Consider the following 17,469-nt stretch of genomic DNA (forward strand, 5'->3'; position numbering starts at 1 on the left):
TATAACCTTACAACCGCCTTAGATTATGGGATACAAAGATTATGTGGACAAAAATCACGAACCAAGCTACACGAAGGAGATCTTGGTCTCCTTCAGAGTAAAGCCTGCTGAAAATTTCACAATTGAAGAATGTGCGGGAGCAATAGCTGCTGAGAGTAGCACTGGAACTTGGACAACGCTAACAGATTGGTTTGATGGAAAAAGAGTCAGAGATCTATCTGCAAAAGCTTATGAATTCCAAAAACTGGGAGATCACTGGAATGTAAAAATTGCCTACCCTTTGGAGCTTTTTGAGACCGCAAATATCCCGGGATTGCTTGCTTCAGTTGCGGGGAACATATTCGGAATGCGAAGGGTTGAAAAGCTCAGAGTTGAAGACATCTACATTCCAAAGGCATTTCTAAGCAATTTTAAGGGACCTTTTAAAGGTTTGGAGGTTAAGAAGATCTTTAAAGTCGATAGACCAATTGTTGGAACAGTTCCAAAGCCAAAAGTCGGCTATTCTGTTGAAGAGGTTGAAAAGCTTGCTTATGAATTGCTTTCGAGCGGTCTCGACTATATAAAGGACGATGAGAATTTAACAAACCCGAGCTTTTGCAAATTCGAAGAGAGGGGCAGAAGAATAATGAAGGTGATCGAAAGAGTTGAAAATGAAACTGGAGAAAAAAAAGCTTGGTTTGCGAATATAACCGCGGATATAAGAGAAATGGAAAAAAGGTTGAAATTTGTTGCGGATCTTGGAAATCCATATGTTATGGTTGACGTTGTTATCACGGGTTGGAGCGCGCTTACTTACATTCGCGATCTTGCAGAAGACCATGGTCTGGCGATCCATGGCCATAGGGCAATGCATGCAGCATTTACAAGGCACGACCACGGCATTTCGATGTTCACTCTCGCAAAGCTTTATCGCATTATCGGCATAGATCAGCTCCATATTGGCACTGCAGGCTATGGAAAGCTCGAAGGGAAGAAATTAGAGACTATAGAACTTGCAAATGTTTTAAGGAACGAAAAATACCCCTCAAGTGATGAAATTCATTTTGAACAGGAATTTGGGAGCATTAAACCGGCAATGCCAACTTCTTCTGGCGGACTACACCCCGGAGTTCTTCCCGGTGTTGTAGAAGCACTTGGCAAGGATCTCGTGCTTCAGATTGGTGGTGGTGTGCTTGGACATCCAGATGGAGCAAAAGCTGGAGCGATTGCAGTCAGACAGGCTTTGGATGCAATCATGAGCGGTGTATCGATTCAGGAGTTTGCTAAAAGCCATAAAGAGCTTGCAAGAGCCCTTGAAAAGTGGGGTTTTGGTGCTCCAATCTGATTTTTATTTTTGAAGGGTTAAAATTCAAGTTCTAAGCACTTTCGAATATCTTTCGACAAATTCTTTAGGATTTAGCACTTCAAATAAGCATTGCAGTAGCGGTAATTATCGCGTCTGGAAGCTTTAAACCTGTCTCTCTTAGCTTAGCGGATATTTTTGCAACCTCAGGATCTACATTCCTGACTTTATATCTTTGCAAAAGGTGTTCATAAAATTTTTTGCTTCGAACTCCTCTTTGTTCCTATAGAATCCAACGAGAACCTCAGATATCACAATTGGCGAAACAAATGCCTCGATCAATCCATCGTCGATTGCATCGAGTAGTATACTTAAAATACCGACAGCTCAACTCCAAATTTCTTCACAAATTCAAAACCATCACACCATTTTTCCCTTGGGTCCAATTTCAGCACCGCAAAGTTTGCAAGCCCATAAGGATTTGCACATGAGCCAAGAGTTACAACCATTCCTCCTTGCTCAACCCTCAGCACTTTGTATGGCTCATGAGATCGAACGACAAGCCTGACTCCGAGCTTTTCAAAAAGGTTCCGAGTTGCTTTTTTTCCGAAGAAGAACATCACTCCTCTTTTAAAGTTCTCTCCACATTCCTCCCTTTCCCAAGGATCGTTCCAGAGCATTTCAAGAGCCAGATCTTCATCAGGATTTCTTATCCCGCTAAGATCACTTCTGCATGGAACACCACCATGGACAAGCCAGATTTCATTGTTTAGGATCGCTGAATAAGGCATTTTTTCCCATAGATCGATTATAGCTCGATATATCTCTTCTCCATTCTCATACTGGCTCAACTGCCACGGCAGTTCGTGTGGATAAACGTCTTCAGTTTCATGATTTCCTCTCAGCAGTATTGCCTTATCCTCTACAAAAAGTCTCAGAATTCGCTCATAAACTTCCAAAGGCTCTTCACCACGATCAGCATAATCACCAAGAAAAATTGCTTTTCCAGCAATTATCTCTTCAATTAAGTCCAAAGCTTCAAGATCTGCATGAATGTCGCCGATGATCGTGCACCTCTTTTCATTTAACTCAAGCATCTTTCCCCTCATCAGCTTCTTAGCTTCGTCGATCAATTCAAGTAGATCCATACCAAAAATGAGGTATCAATCCTTAAATACCTTTTACTACAACTAAGATTGATGAAACACCTCATTTCAATCGAGGATCTTACAAAGCAGGAGATACTAAAAATTTTGGATAAAGCTGAGGAATTTGAAGACGTTGCCCTCGGAATAAGAAAATGCAGAATTCTTGAGGGAAAAATACTCGCAAATCTCTTTTTTGAGCCTTCAACAAGAACAAGGATAAGCTTTGAGACTGCAATGAAAAGACTCGGCGGAGAGGTCGTGAATATTTCTGCTCAGGAAGCGAGCAGTATAGCCAAGGGAGAAACGCTTGCAGACACGATAAAAGTCGTATCCAATTACTGCGACGCCATAGTCATCCGTCACCCCCTTGAAGGAGCTGCGAGATTTGCAGCTGAAAATTCTGCCGTTCCTGTTATAAATGCGGGCGACGGAGCAGGACAGCATCCAACCCAGACACTTCTAGATTTATATACAATCAGAAAGGAGTGCAGAAAGCTTGAGGGGATTTCCATAGCTCTTGTTGGTGATCTTAAATATTCAAGAACAATTCACTCCCTAATAAAGGCATTAACACTTTTCGACACAAAAATATACCTTGTGAGCCCCGAAATTTTGAGTTTACCAGAAGATTTTCTTGAAGAGCTGAATGGAGACATTAAAAGGGCGAAGTTGGAAGATATCATAGGAGAAATAGACGTTCTTTATGTTACGAGGATCCAGAAAGAGAGATTTCTCGATGAAGAGGAATACCGAAAAGTTGCAGGAAGCTACAGAATAACTACTGCTACGGTTGAAAAAATGAAGGAAAGTGCGATAATTCTTCATCCACTTCCAAGGGTTGATGAGATAGATGTTAAAGTCGATTCGATGAGACAGGCGAGATATTTCAAACAGGCATTCTATGGTGTGCCCGTTAGAATGGCCATACTTTCAGAGGTGATGCTATGAAGGAGAGAGAACTCGTAGTAAGCAAGATCCGAGAGGGGACCGTGATAGATCACATTCCAGCTGGAAAGGCCCTACTTGTGCTTAAAATACTTGGAATCGATGAAAGAACAAAAGAAACGGTTTCAATGGCTTTAAATGTTCCAAGTAAAAAAATGGGAAGGAAGGACATCGTAAAGGTCGAGGGACTTTTCATAAAAGAAGAGGAATTGAATAAAATCGCATTAATAGCACCGAACGCTACGATCAATCTTATAAGAGATTACGAAATCGAGAAAAAATTCAAAGTTAAGCTTCCAGAAGTTGTAAAGGGCATTTTGAGATGCCCAAATCGGATGTGTATATCTAACAGCAAAGAACCGATCAAATCAATCTTTTATGTTAAAGTTCAGGACAACGAGGTTTTTGCAAAATGCCATTATTGCGGGAGAAGAATTAGAGAACTGGCAGAGTTTCTGCTTTAGCCATGAAGCTGGTTGTTTGTTCCACACAGGATCCCGCATCCCTTAATATAATGTCTCATCTATTGACGATGGTTAGCTTCGAAAAGAAGAAGCTCGGAAACTACATCTTTCACGTTGCAGATGAATTTGCAGTGGTAGAAGTTGATGAGAGGCTTATATATGCTGACAATATTGATCAAAAGCTCTCGAAGTTTTTTGAGTTTGATGAAATTTTGTTTGCATCGAGACACAGCAGTAAAGATGGTAGAAAGATAATCACAGCCCACGTTTCTGGGAATGTCGCTGAGAACACCTACGGTGGTTTGCCAAAAAGCTTAGCAAAGCCCTCTCCGATTACAATGAAGAACTTTGTCTTGGCTTTAAAGAAAAGACTTAGCAAAATAACGGACTTTGAGTTCACACTGGAAGCAACCCACCACGGACCTTCGGAGATCTCAAAGCCATCCGCATTTTACGAAATAGGTTCCACCGAAGTTGAGTGGGAAGACGGCTCAGCTGGCGAAGTTGTTGCTGAAGCAATCTTTGAGGCGATTAAAGAGTCAAGAAGGGACTGGAAGATCGCTGTTGGCATCGGCGGAACTCATTATGTGCCAAGGCAGACTGAAATTATTCTTGACACCGTTTTCACCTTTGGACACAACTTCGCGAAGTATACTTTTGAAAAGCTCGATTCTGAAATGATTCAAAAAGCTATAGAGCTAAGCAATGCTGAATATCTGATCTACGACGATAAATCGACAACTTCGAAGATCAAAAGTCTTTTCAATGAGCTCAAGGGAGTTGAAATTCTAAAGGCTAAGGAAGCAAAAAAGTTTAAGCTTGAGGTCTAACGTCTTTGTGGCGGTAGTAGCGAGGATAACCAGCCTATATACTCTGCTATTGATCTTGTTTGAATCCAGACTTTTCCTTTTCCGTTGAATTCCGCAACAAGCCCTTCTCCACTAAGAAGAGTTGCCTTTAAGCCTCCTGCTTTTCTAATCTTAAAGTCCAAAGTTTCTTCAAATGCCACAATGTGCCCTGTGTCGACTGAGAGTGATCCATCGACGTTTATCTCCTCAATACCACCAAATGAGGATAAAAATAGGTCTCCACTTCCCTCAAGCTTAAGCAAAAATAATCCTTCGCCAGCAAAGAACGTCTTGGCTCCTCCCCACTTTATATCAATATCTATGCTTGGCGAAGAAGCTAAAAAAGCCCCGCTTTGAGCGTATAATTTCCCTGAAAGCTTTATGTAGGCAATATCGCCATTGTAACTCGGTGCCAAGCCAAGAAGACCCTTGCCCCTCGAAATAAACCTGTTAACAAGAAATGATTCTCCGCCGAGAATGCTCCTTTTAAGCCCGCCAAAAAGTCCGCCCTTCATTTCGGGCGAGATCTCGACATTTCGCATGTAAACCATTGCTCCAGATTCCGCAAGCACTTCCTCATTGTTATCGAGTTCAAGCTCAAGAAGGCTATAGCTTGGTCTTGACAAAATTCTGTGCTTCATGCTTAAGCTTTGAGCAGAAATTTAATAAATTTTTCTTAGATTTTGCTCTCTGAAAAATATTTAAAGTTATCTGCACTGTGCTTCTGTGGTTGAAAAATTTGAGGGTTGTATTCTTGGACTTGCAATCGGCGATGCTCTCGGAATGCCCGCTGAGGGGATGAGCAGGGACAAAATAAGGCTCAATTTCGGTGAAATTCGAGAATTTCTGCCTTCTCCGTATGGTGATCTAAAGGCGGGGCAATGGACTGATGACACGGAACAGACAATACTTCTTGCAGAATCCATACTTGAGACTGTTTACTTTGATCCTGCAAATTTTGCTGAAAAGCTTAAGAAATGGTATACTTCTGGTGGCAGAAGAATTGGTCCAACTACAAGGATTGCGATTATAAATCTGCTACGTGGAGCAACATGGCAAAATTCAGGAGTTTTTTCCGACACATGTGGTTCTGCAATGCGCGTAGCACCAATAGGGCTTGTTTATCATTTCAATCTGAACCTCGTTGAAAGATATGCTGAGATTTCTTCGATCGTCACTCATGCAGGAACCGCTGCAATTGCGGGTGCAATAGCGGTGGCAATAGCGATTGCATGCAAGGTTCTTGACTTCAAAGATGATGAACTAATTGAAGAAGTGATTAAAAGATTGGAAAAGCGTGATCAGCTTTTGTCAGACAAAATAAAGTTTGCATACGAGATTAGAGATAAGGAGCTTGATTACGCAATCGAAAAACTTGGCAACTCAATCTATGTGCTCGATGCAGTTCCTATGGCATTCTACTGCGTCTTTTCTTCTGAGAATTTTGAGGATGCGATTATTAAGTCTGCAAACTGTGGGGGAGATACTGATTCAATTTCTGCAATAACTGGGGCTATAAAGGGTGCTGAAGGAGTAAATAAAATTCCAAATAGGTTTATAAACGGTTTAGAGGATCCAGAATTTCTCAAAGACCTCGCAGACAGACTTTACGAACTTCATGAGAGAATAGTAAAGATAATTTAGCAATATGGCAACTGAGATCATGAATCCAAAAGAGGTTGTGGAAGACTACAAAGACGTGACCATTGGAATCTTCGGTTCCCACTCAGCGAAGGAGATCGGGGTTTCTGCAAAAGCATGGGGATTTAAAACAGCAATTGTTGTGCAAAAAGGTCGTGATAAGCTCTACACAAAATACAACAGACATCTTTACGATCATGTTATCGTCTTGGAATCCTTCAAGGAAATGCTAAATGAAGAGGTTCAGGAAAAGCTCATCGAACTCAACACAGTAATGATCCCGAACAGAAGCTTTGCGGTCTACGTTGGATACGAAGGCATTGAGAAGAAGCTAAAAGTGCCGATATATGGAAACAGATTTTTGCTTAGAGCAGAAGAAAGAAATGAAGCGAAAAATCAGTATTACTTGCTTGAAAAGGCTAAAATAAGGTTTCCAAAGGAGTTCAAGTCTCCCGAAGAAATAGATCGGCTTGCTATTGTGAAGGTTCAGCAGGCAAAAAATCCGCTTGAGAGGGCATTTTTCTACGCTGTTTCGCCCGAAGACTACTACAGACAGGCTGAAGAGTTGTTAAAAGCGGGAGTTATCAATGAAGAGGGACTAAAGAGGGCAAGAATAGAAGAGTTCGTTTTGGGAGCAAGATTTAATGCAAACTTCCACAGCTATGCTCTCAAGGACGTCTTTGGAAATTTCGACTTCGTCGGCTTTAGCGATCGCAGACAAGTAAATCTGCAAGGTTTCCTTAATCTGCCCGCAAGAGATCAGCTGAAGATCAACGTGCCAGTTAGAAATGAAGAGATCGGTCACTTTGGAGTCACAATGAGAGAGAGCAAGCAAGAAGTAGTTTACGAGTATGCTGAGAGACTAATAGCTACTTGCATTGAAGAATTCCCTCCGGGAATCATAGGATTATTTGGGCTTCAGGGAGCGGTTGCTTATTCACCAAATGATGAGCTTGAATTTGTAGTCTTCGACGTTTCTTTCAGAGTCCCCGGGGATCCAGCGATTGGTCCAACTTCTCCTGAAATGAGGAATCTGTCTCTAAAGCATGGAATCAGGATTGAAGATCCGTTAGATTTAACCATGCTTGAAATAAAGAAGGCTATGGAACTTGAAAGGATTGAAGAGATTGTAACTTAAATTCTAAAACTCAACTCAATTTCTAAAAAATATGTAGAATTTCTTAAAGTAAAAAAGAAAGATTAATAAAGTTAAGTCATTACAACGACATGGTGATAAAATGGAAGTCAAATCCAGAATAAAAAAGGTTGCTGTTCTCGGAGCGGGATTGATGGGCCACGGAATTGCGGAAGTCTGCGCCATGGCAGGATATGAAGTAAAAATGAGAGACATAAAGCAAGAGTTCTTGGACAAAGGAATGAACATGATAAGGGATAGTCTGCAGAAGATGGAAGCCAAAGGAAAACTAAAGGAGCCGGCAAATACAATTCTTGCAAGAATAAAGCCTGTGTTAAGTCTTGAAGAAGCTGTTAAAGATGCAGATCTTATAATAGAGGCAATTCCAGAAGTATTCGAGTTGAAAGTTCAGACATTCCAGGAATGCGACAAATTGGCAAAACCCGATTGTATTATTACGAGCAACACATCCACGATGAGCATAACAGAACTCTCAAAGGCAACCAATAGACAGGATAAGTTTGCTGGACTGCATTTCTTCAACCCAGTTGTCCTGATGAGACTTGTTGAGGTCATAAGGGGCGAAAAGACGAGTGAAGATGTGATGAAGCTACTTGTTGACTTCGTAAAGAGTATTGGAAAAGTGCCAGTAAGAGTAGAGAAGGATGTTCCGGGATTCATTGCAAACAGAGTAGTTGCACCGAGCAGTGTGTTGCTTCTTGGAATAATTGAAAAAGGCGTTGCTACTCCAGAAGAAGTTGATGCAAAGATGAAGAGCATGGGACAGCCAATGGGACCATTTGAGTTGATGGACTACGTTGGTATTGATACGCAATATCATGTTCTCAAATACTACGAAAAGACCGTTAGCCCCGACTACAAACCACCCGAGTTCCTCGAAAAGATGGTCAAGGAAGGCAAACTCGGTGCAAAGACTGGCAAAGGATGGTATGACTGGAGTGCGGGAAGACCGCAGATCGACGAGAGCAAGGCATCTGAGAAGATAAACCCAATGGATTTCATGTATGTTGAAATAAATGAAGCGGTTAAGCTTGCTGAGATGGGCGTAGCTACGCCAAAGGATATCGACACCGCTGTAAAGCTCGGATACAACAGACCCTTCGGTCCTTTAGAGTTTGCAAGGAACTTGAACGACGTCGAAATCGCGCAGAGACTTGAAGAGCTTGCCAAATTCTACGGAAAGAAAATATTTGAGCCTGCAAAGACTTTGAAGGAAGGAAAGCTTGCAAAGTTGCTCGAAGGATATGAATAAAACTTATTTAAAATTTTAAAATTTTTATTTTAAAATTTTCAACTTACATCAAGCAATTCAATGCCCTCTTCGGTCAGTTTGAACTTGCCGCCTTCTTCCTTTACAAATCCTTCTTTTATTAGCCAATCCAGGTTGAACTTAATTTGAAATTCTGACAGAGTAAGCACACCCTTCAGTTCTTCCATTGTCTTTCCATGAATACCAATTGCTCGAACAATTTCACGCCTCGCAGGACTTAGAGATGCCTTAAAAAGTCTTTCATGATGCTCCTTATCCCTAACCTTTTCTGCCATAGTTAATCTTTGACATTTGGAAATATTAAATTTTTTGGTGTTTTGCTGAATGTTGAAAAGATTGCATTTCACGTTCCCAGGACTAATCTACAAACGGAGGTGACAAATGCAAATTTCAGAGAAGATTGTAGATCTAATAGAGTTCCGAAACCTTAGGGATTACAAAGAACTTTACGTGGTCAAACTCTGAGAAAATTGAAAAGATTTAAATCTCAACTTAGCGAATAGCGAATGGTGATTGTATGAAAGTGAATGGCGTTGAAGTTGAGGAAACCTTTGCTGAGGCCTTCGACATAAAAATTGCGAGGGTTTTGATAACTGCATACGACTACTATTGGGCTTGGGTTTCCGCGAATGAGGCGACTGGCTTTGGAACTTCAGTGATCATGTGCCCCGCAGAAGCGGGAATTGAAAAGAAGGCCCTGCCTTCTGAGACTCCGGATGGAAGACCCGGCTACTATATTCAGATCTGTCACATGAGCAAAAAGGGCTTGGAAGAACAATTGCTTGCAAGAATTGGGCAGTGCGTGCTCACAGCTCCAACCACTGCTGCATTTAATGGCTTGCCCGAAGTGCAGGACAAGTTCGACACTGGCTTCAAGCTGAAGTTCTTCGGAGATGGCTATGAGAGAGAAGTTGAAGTTGGTGGTAGAAAGTGTTATGCTGTGCCGATGATGCAGGGCGAATTCATCGTTGAAAGCCATTTCAGCTATGTTAACGGAATTGCTGGTGGAAACTTCTTCATCTTGGGTGAAACACAACCATCTGCACTGGCTGCGGCAAAGGCTGCTGTAGATGCAATTGCAGACGTTGAAGGCGTGATCACTCCCTTCCCGGGAGGAATTGTTGCTTCTGGATCAAAGGTTGGAGCAAACAAATACAAGTTCCTTAAAGCTTCAACAAATGAAAAATACTGCCCAACGCTTCGCGACAAAGTTGAAGGCTCACAGATTCCTCCAGGGGTTAAGGCTGTTTACGAGATCGTAATCAATGGATTGAACATTGAGGCAGTGAAAAAGGCAATGAAAGTTGGTATTCTTGCAGCCACCAAAATACCCGGAGTTGTCAAGATAACAGCAGGAAATTACGGTGGAAAGCTCGGGAAGCACATAATAAATCTCAGAGACTTGTTCTAATTTTTATGAAAACTATTTTATTAATTTCTGCTCTTGATCCGAGTGGTGGGGCTGGTGCTGTTGCGGATATAAAAACCGCGAAAACAATCGGATTTTTTCCATTTTCTGTGATTACTGCTTTAACAGTTCAGAACAGCTATAAGGTCTCTTCAGTTCATCCAGTTCCATCGGAAGTTATTAAAGAACAACTCCTGGCTATAGTTGATGACTTTAAAATCCATGCAGTTAAAATTGGGGTTGTTCCAAATTTGGAGATTGCAAAAGCTGTTTCTGAATTTATACAGGAGCTTGAATGCCCCAAGGTTCTTGATCCTGTGCTTGAGGCAAGCGTTGGTGGTAAACTTGGAGATAGATCTGCCTACGAGCTATTAATGCCACGTGTCAGCGTAATCACGCCTAATTATACCGAAGCAAGGCTTTTTGGATCAAAAATCGATCCTGAAGAACTTGCTTTAGAGCTTTTCAAAAAGTTTGGTTGCTCTGTTGTAATAACTGGAGGAGAGCTGAAGGGAAGGGATATCGTTTGCGACAAAGGAAACATTTACAGCGTCGATGCAGAGCTAATCGCGAATAGTTTCCACGGCACCGGATGCGTTTACAGCTCTGCTCTGGCTTGTTATTTGGCTATGGGAGATCTTGAGTTTGCAGTTAGAAGGGCAAGAATTTTTGTGCTTAAGAGTGTTAAAAAAGGGCAGAAATTAGGAAAAGGTCGTCCTTTTGTCAACCCTTGAACTTTGTTTTGCTCTAAAAAAAGATAAATATTGGAGCAAATTTTTCACATTATGCGAAAGCAGAATCTTGACGATACCGATAAAAAGATAATTCAATTGATACTCCAAGGCAAAACGCAGAGTGAGATCGCTGAGAAAGTCGGTGTGACATTACGAACTGTCCAGAACAGAATAAAGTCTTTAGAAGAGCAGGGTTTTTTGATCAAACTAAAAGAAGGATATTGGATTGCGAACTATCAAAAGCTTGGCTTAAGCATGCTTGCAGTAGTTTTAATAGACTTTGATATAGAGTCGAAGAGCAAGTTGGATGAGATAATAGAACACTTCAAAAAACTGGACTTTGTTGAAAACATTTTTGAGACGGTTGGTTCCCAATACGATCTCTGTCTAATTGTTCGCTACAGAGACGTGGAGGAATTCAGAGAAGAAAGAAGAAAATTTATGGAGTGGTTCAAGAAACACGGTATCAGAATAAACCATCTGCATACCTACATTGCATCGAAGACACACAAGGATCACAGAAGGACAATAATTCTTTAAATCTATTTCGCAAAATGCGAAAGTTTTTTAATTTATGAGGCTTGTTTAATGTAATGAAGGTAGGAGTTGTTGGTGTAGGATGTTCAAAGTTTGGGCAAAGAGATGTCACAATACAGGAGCTCGCTTTTGAAGCGGTTAGCGAAGCCCTGAAAGATGCTCAATTGAGCCAAGAAGACATAGAGATGAGCGTAGTCGGTTGCGTCGGCACAAGAGGCTATGAACTAATGCCCGCTGTGGTTGTGAACGAATACTGTGGTTTTGCAGGCAAGGGACCGATAAGGGTTGAAGCTGCATGTGCAACGGGAAGTGCGGCGGTTTATACTGCATATTCCTCGATAAAAGCGGGAATAGCAGACATTGCAATAGCCATAGGCGTTGAAAAGATGAGCGAAGTTGACACCGCAACTTCTGCTGCGATTGGGGGCAGAGCGGGCAACTACTTATGGGAATTTCACTTTTATGGCACAACGTTTCCCGCTTACTATGCGATGCATGCAACCGCCCACATGGCTAAGTTCGGCACAACTGAAAAGCAAATGGCTCTTGTAGCTGTTAAAGCGCATAGAAACGCTGCAAAGAATCCAAAAGCCCATTTCCAGAAGGAGATCACCGTGGAAGACGTGCTGAAGTCGAGAATGATTACTTATCCATTAAAGCTCTACGACTGCTCCCCTATAGGAGATGGTGCATCAGCTGCGATTTTGGCAAGTGAGAAGGCTGTTAAGGAGCATGGCTTCGATCCAGTATGGATCGAAAGTGTTGGCTATTCCTCAGACACATCAAACATGAGCATGCGAGAAAGCTATGTTGGGCTTAAGGCAACACGAATGGCTGCTGAGATGGCTTATAAGGGCGCAAAGATCACAGAACCGTTAAACAGCTTCGATTTGGCCACAGTTCATGACTGCTTCACCATTGCTGAGATTATGGCATACGAAGATCTTGGATTCTGCAAGAAAGGCGAAGGAGGAAAATTCATAGAAAACGGCGAGTCCGACTTCGGGGGCAAAATACCAGTGAACACCTTCGGCGGACTTAAGGCAAAAGGGCATCCATTGGCTGCAACAGGAGTTGCAATGGTTTATGAGGTTGTTAAACAGCTCCGTGAAGAAGCTGGAAACCTTCAGGTTGATCTGAAGCATTACAGAGCTCTTACGCACAACGTTGGCGGAACTGGACATTTCTGCTGGGTTTTCATTCTCGGGAGGTGATAACGTGATTGTGGAAAGCAGAGAATTGAGAATGAAGCATCGAATACCTGTAGTAAAGACAGAACGTTTCTGGAAGGGGCTTGAAGAAGGCAAGGTGTTCAAAACAGTTTGCAAGTGCGGAAAAAGCTACTATCCGCCGAGAGCAGAATGTGTTTGCGGTGCAACAACAGAATGGGCTGAAGTGAGTGGAGAAGGAATTGTGGAATGCTTTACTGTCGTTCATTCCATTCCCGCAGGCTACGAGTGGAGCAAGCCATACAGAATTGTGATTGCAAGCTTTGGAGATGTTAAGATTATGGGCTGGAGCAATGATGAATTAAAAGTTGGAGATCGTGTTTCGCTTTACACTGCAAAAGATGAAAGCGGAGTTTGGAAGGTTTGGTTTAAGAAGGTTTGAGGTGGTCTTATGGTTGATTTTAAGCTGACTGAAGAGCAGGAAGACATAAGGAGAGCTGCAAGGGAGTTTGCTGAAAAGGAGTTTACAAAGGAATTGATTGAGGAATGCGACAGAGAAGAGAAGTATCCGATGGAGATCATGAAGAAGGCGAGAAAGCTCGGATTTTCTACTCTTAAGATCCCTGAAGAATACGGAGGGATGGGTTTAACGCTCTTCGAGGAATGCCTTGTTACAGAAGAATTCTACAGAGTTAGTCCCGGGCTTGGAAACGCATGCATGAGCTCTACTTTTGGCACCGAGCTTCTTGAATTGTTTGGAAACGAAGAGCAGAAAGAAAAATACCTTCGCTGGATAACCGAAAAAGATGGAATATCTGCGATGGCATCAACCGAGCCAGGAGCGGGAAGCGATGTTGCAAGCGTGAAGACTAAAATTGTAAAAGATGGAGACGAGTGGGTTATAAACGGAACCAAGACCTTTATTACAAATGGCACAATCTGTGACTTTGTTTTTGTCCTTGGAAGAACCTTTGAAGGCAAAAAGAGACATGAAGGGCTGACTTTTGCAATCGTTGAAAGCAAATCAAAGGGATTCAAGGCTACTAAGATTAAGAACAAGCTTGGCTTGAGGGCAAGCGACACTGCAGAAATCGTGCTGAAAGATGTCAGAGTTCCTGAGGAGAATATTCTCGGTGAACCGGGGCAGGGGTTCTATCAGCTCATGGAATTCTTTAACCATACACGCCCAAGAGTAGCGGCACAGGGAGTTGGGATAGCTCAGGGTGCTTTGGAACTTGCAATCAACTACGTGAAGCAAAGAAAACAATTCGATCAGCCCATAGGAGCTTTTCAGCACACTCAGTTCAAGCTTGCTGAGATTGCAACGAGAATACAGGCTGCGAGGCTTTTGACTTGGCAGGCGGCATGGTATTGTAGTATTGGCCAAGCTCGCCCCGAGCTTTCTTCAATGGCAAAGTGGTTTGCTGGAGAGACAGCGGTGATGGCCGCTGACTGGTGCGTGCAGTTCCATGGAGGCTATGGCTACATAGGCGAGTATCCCGCGGAGCGCTATTACAGGGATGCAAAGATCGTCGAGATTTACGAGGGTGCAAAGGAAATACAAAAACAGATCATTGCTAGACAACTTCTGGGGAGATTATGAACGTCCTTTATAATGTTGAAGGAAAAATAGGGATTGCAACGCTCAATAGACCAGAGAAACTCAATGCTCTGGACACGAAAACAAGAGAAGAGCTTAAAGAGACTATCGAAAGAGCTGAAAAGGAGGTGAGAGTCTTAATAATTACTGGCACTGGAAAAGCCTTTGCTGCTGGAGCTGACATAAATGAGCTCGTAAAGCGAGATCCTCTGATGGCAATAGAGGCTACAAAGCTTGGAACTGAGCTTTTTGCTAAAATTGAAGAACTCGAGATCCCAGTCATCGCAGCGATCAATGGTTTGGCATTGGGTGGTGGCTTGGAGCTTGCCATGGCCTGTGATATAAGGATAGCAAGCACAAATGCAAAATTCGGTCAGCCAGAAATAAACATAGGAATATTTCCTGGTGGTGGAGCCACGCAAAGACTTCCAAGACTTGTGGGAATGGGGATGGCAAAGAAATTGGTGTTAACTGGGGAGATGATCAGTGCTGAAGAAGCATATCGAATCGGACTCATTGAGGAGCTCGTAGCACCCGAAAAACTAATGGACAGAGCAAAAGAAGTTGCGAACAAAATTGCCGAGAAGTCAGCGATAGCAGTAAAACTTGCAAAGAAGGCTTTGAATGCTTCAATGAATACTCCACTAAGAGAGGGGCTCAGATATGAAGCAAGCCTGTTCTCGATCCTTTTCGCAAGTGAGGAGGCGAAGAAGTTAATGAGGGATTTTCTCGAGAAAAGGAGGTGATCTTATGTTTAAATGTGTTGGAGTTGTCGGTTTTGGGTTGATGGGGACCCAGATATCTCAATTTTTTGCCCAGCAGGGAATTGAGGTTGTTGCAGTAGATTCAAGGAAAGAAGCTCTGGATAAGGGAATGGAGGCCATTAAGAACGGTAGATTTGGTGTCAGAAAACTTGTTGAGAAGGGAAAGTTAAGCGAAAAAGAAGCTGAGGCCATAATAAACAGGATTAAAACCTCGATGAACTATGCAGATCTTAAAGAATGCGATCTGATAATCGAGGCCGTTTACGAGGATGTGGAATTAAAGCTTAAAATCTTGAAGGAGATCAGTTCCATCTGTGATGCTGTAATTGGATCAAACACATCTTCGATTAGCATCACAAAACTGTCTTCTGCAGTAAAAGATCCAAGCAGATTTTTAGGCATTCACTTCTTCAATCCCGCTCAGGTTCAGAAGCTTGTTGAGCTGATCGAGGGGTTGCTGACAGATAAGAAGCTCGTGATTGATATAAAGAACTGGCTAACAAGCCTTGGAAAGGTTGCAGTAGTTGTTAAGGATTCTCCAGGATTTGCAACAACGAGACTCGGGCTAATACTTGGTAAAGAAGCTCTTTTAATGCTTCAGGAAGGAATAGCAACTCCCCAGGACATAGACATAGCCATGATGCTCGGCTACGGGTATTCGATGGGACCAATAGAAACCGGAGATCTCGTCGGGCTTGATACAAGGCTTAGAATCTACGAGGCGATGTTCCAGATGACAAAAGATCCGAAATGGGCTCCGCCAAAGTTATTGATCCAGCTTGTTGATGCAGGCTATTTGGGAGATCCAAGTGTTAAACCTGGAAGCAAAGGCGGAGTTTACGAGTTCTACGGGCAGGAAAGAGCAACGCAGGTGTTGAAAAAGCTTGGAATTAGATAATTCTGAGATAAATTTTTTAATCTTCTGAGTAATTTTTTGCGTGTATGGCATCTACAAGCTCGAGGACTTATCCATAGAGTTTCAGGAGTTGAGAATTAAAGCTGAGAAATACAACGATTATTACTGCTACTTTCGAACTTTTCGCGATTCGAAAGTTGAAAAACTTATCTTTAGCGACGCGGAGGTTTACGTTAATCCCGTTGAGCCTGTGAACTTGCCAAAAAACATAACAAACTATCTATACATCGGATTCCGAAAGCCCGTGCTCATTGCACCGGTTTCAAAAGCTGAGATCTATCTTACGTTTCCAATTGAGATTGGGGTTATTATAAAAAAGAATGGTGAATTTGAAGACATAGATGTATTCAGCTTCCTGAATGCAAAATACACGTTATATGGTGAGCCAAAAGGTGGTGTGATTGCAAGATACTGGGAAAGCGAAGTATTCGGCAAAATTCCTGAAGTGGAACCCTTCAAAGAGGGGATTATGAAGCTCAGGATATCGAACCTCTCAAATAGCTGGTGCGAAGTGTCTAAGGCTGTGTTCGATGTTTATGGTATGAAGATCTATTACAACAAGAATGCTGTTTCAAGCGTTGCAGAGATGAGAATTCATTCAAGACGTGTTGCAGACACATCTTTTTTCGATGAGCCCCTTTTTGGGGACATGAAAAAATCGATCGAGTTATACTCTGCAAGAACAATACCGATCCTTAGCACGAAATTCACGATGGAGTGGGGTTTATGATCACCGAAATTCTCAACTGGACTGTTAAAATCATGGAATATCCACTATATGAGAACGTTACAGTGAGAGACGTTATATTTGCCTTCATAGTCATTCTAATCGCCTTTATAATTGCTAAATTCATTGCAATCAGCCTTAGAAGATCTCTTGCAGATAAGATGAGAAAAGATCAACTCGAATTGCTTATTAAATTCGTCTATGCAGTTATCTTGCTTATTGCCATAGTAACTGTAACTCCGATCCTTGGCGTAAGCCTTACTGGCTTACTTGTTGCTGGTGGAATTGCAGGTATAGTCATAGGTTTCGCAAGCCAGAAAGTTGTCTCGAATTTGCTTTCTGGGTTATTTCTAATTGCTGAGAGACCCATAAAGATTGGAGATCAGATCGTAGTAGGTAACATCGCGGGCTTTGTTGAAGACATGAACATAATGTCCACAATAGTAAGAACCTACGATGGGCTATACGTTAGAATACCAAACGAGACACTATTCACATCAAACATCACGAATCCAGTTGCAAATGTGGCAAGAAGATTTGAATACACGATAAGCATTCGTTACACAGACGATGCTAATAAAGCAATCGAGATAATAAAGAGGCTAATCGAAGAGCATCCATTTGCACTGAAGAACCCTCCGCCGAGAGTATTCGTAGACAGCCTTGGCGAAAATGGTGTAAATATTCTTGTGAGAATCTGGGCACCATCCACGATATGGCTGGATGTAAAGATGGAACTACTCTGGAAAATAAAGATCGAACTAGAGAAAAATGGAATCAATATCGCCTTTCCGCAGAGAGTTCTATGGTTTGGGAAAGAATTGGGGGGTCAAGATAAAGTTGAGCGGAGTGATTGAGCC

At 42.2% G+C, this 17,469-nt stretch carries 20 protein-coding genes; 17 read left to right on the top strand and 3 right to left on the bottom strand.

What is annotated here, in order from left to right; genetic code table 11:
• Positions 1–25: 25 nt before the first annotated feature.
• A complete protein-coding gene (gene rbcL / locus QXI54_03620; GenBank protein ID MEM0302242.1) occupies positions 26–1,324 on the top strand; it encodes a type III ribulose-bisphosphate carboxylase in 1,299 nt (432 codons plus the stop codon).
• Positions 1,325–1,653: 329 nt separating this feature from the next.
• Here the strand turns inward: rbcL and QXI54_03625 are convergent, their stop codons facing one another.
• Positions 1,654–2,430 carry a metallophosphoesterase family protein gene (locus QXI54_03625; protein MEM0302243.1) on the bottom strand — a complete coding sequence of 259 codons (777 nt, stop codon included), beginning with the start codon at positions 2,428–2,430 and terminating at the stop codon, positions 1,654–1,656.
• A 51-nt stretch (positions 2,431–2,481) separates the two neighbouring features.
• On the opposite strand from QXI54_03625, the gene pyrB reads away from it, so the two are divergent.
• Genes pyrB through QXI54_03640 form a run of 3 tightly spaced genes read left to right on the top strand, consistent with a single transcriptional unit; the run spans position 2,482 to position 4,669 of the window.
• Positions 2,482–3,378 carry an aspartate carbamoyltransferase gene (pyrB, locus tag QXI54_03630; protein MEM0302244.1) on the top strand — a complete coding sequence of 299 codons (897 nt, stop codon included), beginning with the start codon at positions 2,482–2,484 and terminating at the stop codon, positions 3,376–3,378.
• Positions 3,375–3,839, top strand: a complete 465-nt coding sequence (gene pyrI / locus QXI54_03635; protein ID MEM0302245.1) for an aspartate carbamoyltransferase regulatory subunit — start codon at positions 3,375–3,377, stop codon at positions 3,837–3,839. Before pyrB ends, pyrI begins: the two co-directional genes overlap by 4 nt.
• Positions 3,840–3,841: 2 nt before the next feature.
• Complete coding sequence (locus QXI54_03640) at positions 3,842–4,669, top strand: D-aminoacyl-tRNA deacylase (GenBank protein ID MEM0302246.1); 828 nt, start codon at positions 3,842–3,844, stop codon at positions 4,667–4,669.
• Here the strand turns inward: QXI54_03640 and QXI54_03645 are convergent.
• The gene (locus QXI54_03645) at positions 4,666–5,328 is read right to left on the bottom strand and encodes a TIGR00266 family protein (GenBank protein MEM0302247.1); all 663 of its coding nucleotides are present in this window, start codon (positions 5,326–5,328) and stop codon (positions 4,666–4,668) included. The two genes, QXI54_03640 and QXI54_03645, sit on opposite strands and share 4 nt — an antisense overlap.
• A gap of 85 nt (positions 5,329–5,413) precedes the next feature.
• On the opposite strand from QXI54_03645, the gene QXI54_03650 reads away from it, so the two are divergent.
• The 3 genes from QXI54_03650 (at position 5,414) to QXI54_03660 (ending at position 8,736) form a co-directional block, all read left to right on the top strand.
• Positions 5,414–6,331: an ADP-ribosylglycohydrolase family protein gene (locus QXI54_03650; GenBank protein ID MEM0302248.1), complete on the top strand. Its 918-nt coding sequence runs from the start codon at positions 5,414–5,416 to the stop codon at positions 6,329–6,331.
• Positions 6,332–6,350: 19 nt separating this feature from the next.
• On the top strand, positions 6,351–7,466 hold the full coding sequence (locus tag QXI54_03655; protein MEM0302249.1) for a formate--phosphoribosylaminoimidazolecarboxamide ligase family protein: 1,116 nt from the start codon (positions 6,351–6,353) through the stop codon (positions 7,464–7,466).
• A 100-nt stretch (positions 7,467–7,566) separates the two neighbouring features.
• Positions 7,567–8,736, top strand: a complete 1,170-nt coding sequence (locus tag QXI54_03660; GenBank protein MEM0302250.1) for a 3-hydroxyacyl-CoA dehydrogenase NAD-binding domain-containing protein — start codon at positions 7,567–7,569, stop codon at positions 8,734–8,736.
• A gap of 38 nt (positions 8,737–8,774) precedes the next feature.
• Here the strand turns inward: QXI54_03660 and QXI54_03665 are convergent, their stop codons facing one another.
• Entirely contained in the window at positions 8,775–9,029 is a 255-nt protein-coding gene (locus QXI54_03665; GenBank protein MEM0302251.1) for a hypothetical protein, read from the bottom strand.
• Between the two features lie 242 nt (positions 9,030–9,271).
• Between QXI54_03665 and fhcD the strand changes: the two genes are divergently transcribed.
• The 10 genes from fhcD to QXI54_03715 are packed head-to-tail and all read left to right on the top strand — an operon-like array spanning position 9,272 to position 17,466.
• Complete coding sequence (gene fhcD / locus QXI54_03670) at positions 9,272–10,165, top strand: formylmethanofuran--tetrahydromethanopterin N-formyltransferase (protein MEM0302252.1); 894 nt, start codon at positions 9,272–9,274, stop codon at positions 10,163–10,165.
• Positions 10,166–10,170: 5 nt separating this feature from the next.
• Positions 10,171–10,896, top strand: coding sequence for a bifunctional hydroxymethylpyrimidine kinase/phosphomethylpyrimidine kinase (locus QXI54_03675; protein MEM0302253.1), 726 nt, complete (start codon positions 10,171–10,173; stop codon positions 10,894–10,896).
• A 51-nt stretch (positions 10,897–10,947) separates the two neighbouring features.
• Positions 10,948–11,436: an Lrp/AsnC family transcriptional regulator gene (locus QXI54_03680; GenBank protein MEM0302254.1), complete on the top strand. Its 489-nt coding sequence runs from the start codon at positions 10,948–10,950 to the stop codon at positions 11,434–11,436.
• 53 nt (positions 11,437–11,489) lie between these two features.
• Positions 11,490–12,647 (top strand): thiolase domain-containing protein, encoded by a 1,158-nt coding sequence (locus tag QXI54_03685; GenBank protein MEM0302255.1) that lies wholly within the window; start codon positions 11,490–11,492, stop codon positions 12,645–12,647.
• A gap of 4 nt (positions 12,648–12,651) precedes the next feature.
• Positions 12,652–13,044 carry a Zn-ribbon domain-containing OB-fold protein gene (locus QXI54_03690; GenBank protein ID MEM0302256.1) on the top strand — a complete coding sequence of 131 codons (393 nt, stop codon included), beginning with the start codon at positions 12,652–12,654 and terminating at the stop codon, positions 13,042–13,044.
• 9 nt (positions 13,045–13,053) lie between these two features.
• Positions 13,054–14,205 carry an acyl-CoA dehydrogenase family protein gene (locus QXI54_03695; GenBank protein MEM0302257.1) on the top strand — a complete coding sequence of 384 codons (1,152 nt, stop codon included), beginning with the start codon at positions 13,054–13,056 and terminating at the stop codon, positions 14,203–14,205.
• Positions 14,202–14,948, top strand: coding sequence for an enoyl-CoA hydratase-related protein (locus QXI54_03700; protein ID MEM0302258.1), 747 nt, complete (start codon positions 14,202–14,204; stop codon positions 14,946–14,948). The genes QXI54_03695 and QXI54_03700 overlap by 4 nt, the downstream gene beginning before the upstream one ends.
• Before the next feature lie 4 nt (positions 14,949–14,952).
• Positions 14,953–15,864, top strand: coding sequence for a 3-hydroxyacyl-CoA dehydrogenase family protein (locus QXI54_03705; GenBank protein MEM0302259.1), 912 nt, complete (start codon positions 14,953–14,955; stop codon positions 15,862–15,864).
• Between the two features lie 40 nt (positions 15,865–15,904).
• The gene (locus tag QXI54_03710; protein MEM0302260.1) at positions 15,905–16,612 is read left to right on the top strand and encodes a DUF432 domain-containing protein; all 708 of its coding nucleotides are present in this window, start codon (positions 15,905–15,907) and stop codon (positions 16,610–16,612) included.
• A complete protein-coding gene (locus QXI54_03715) occupies positions 16,609–17,466 on the top strand; it encodes a mechanosensitive ion channel family protein (GenBank protein MEM0302261.1) in 858 nt (285 codons plus the stop codon). The genes QXI54_03710 and QXI54_03715 overlap by 4 nt, the downstream gene beginning before the upstream one ends.
• Positions 17,467–17,469 lie beyond the last annotated feature (3 nt).

The organism is Archaeoglobaceae archaeon, from assembly GCA_038734275.1.
GTDB lineage: Archaea > Halobacteriota > Archaeoglobi > Archaeoglobales > Archaeoglobaceae > WYZ-LMO2.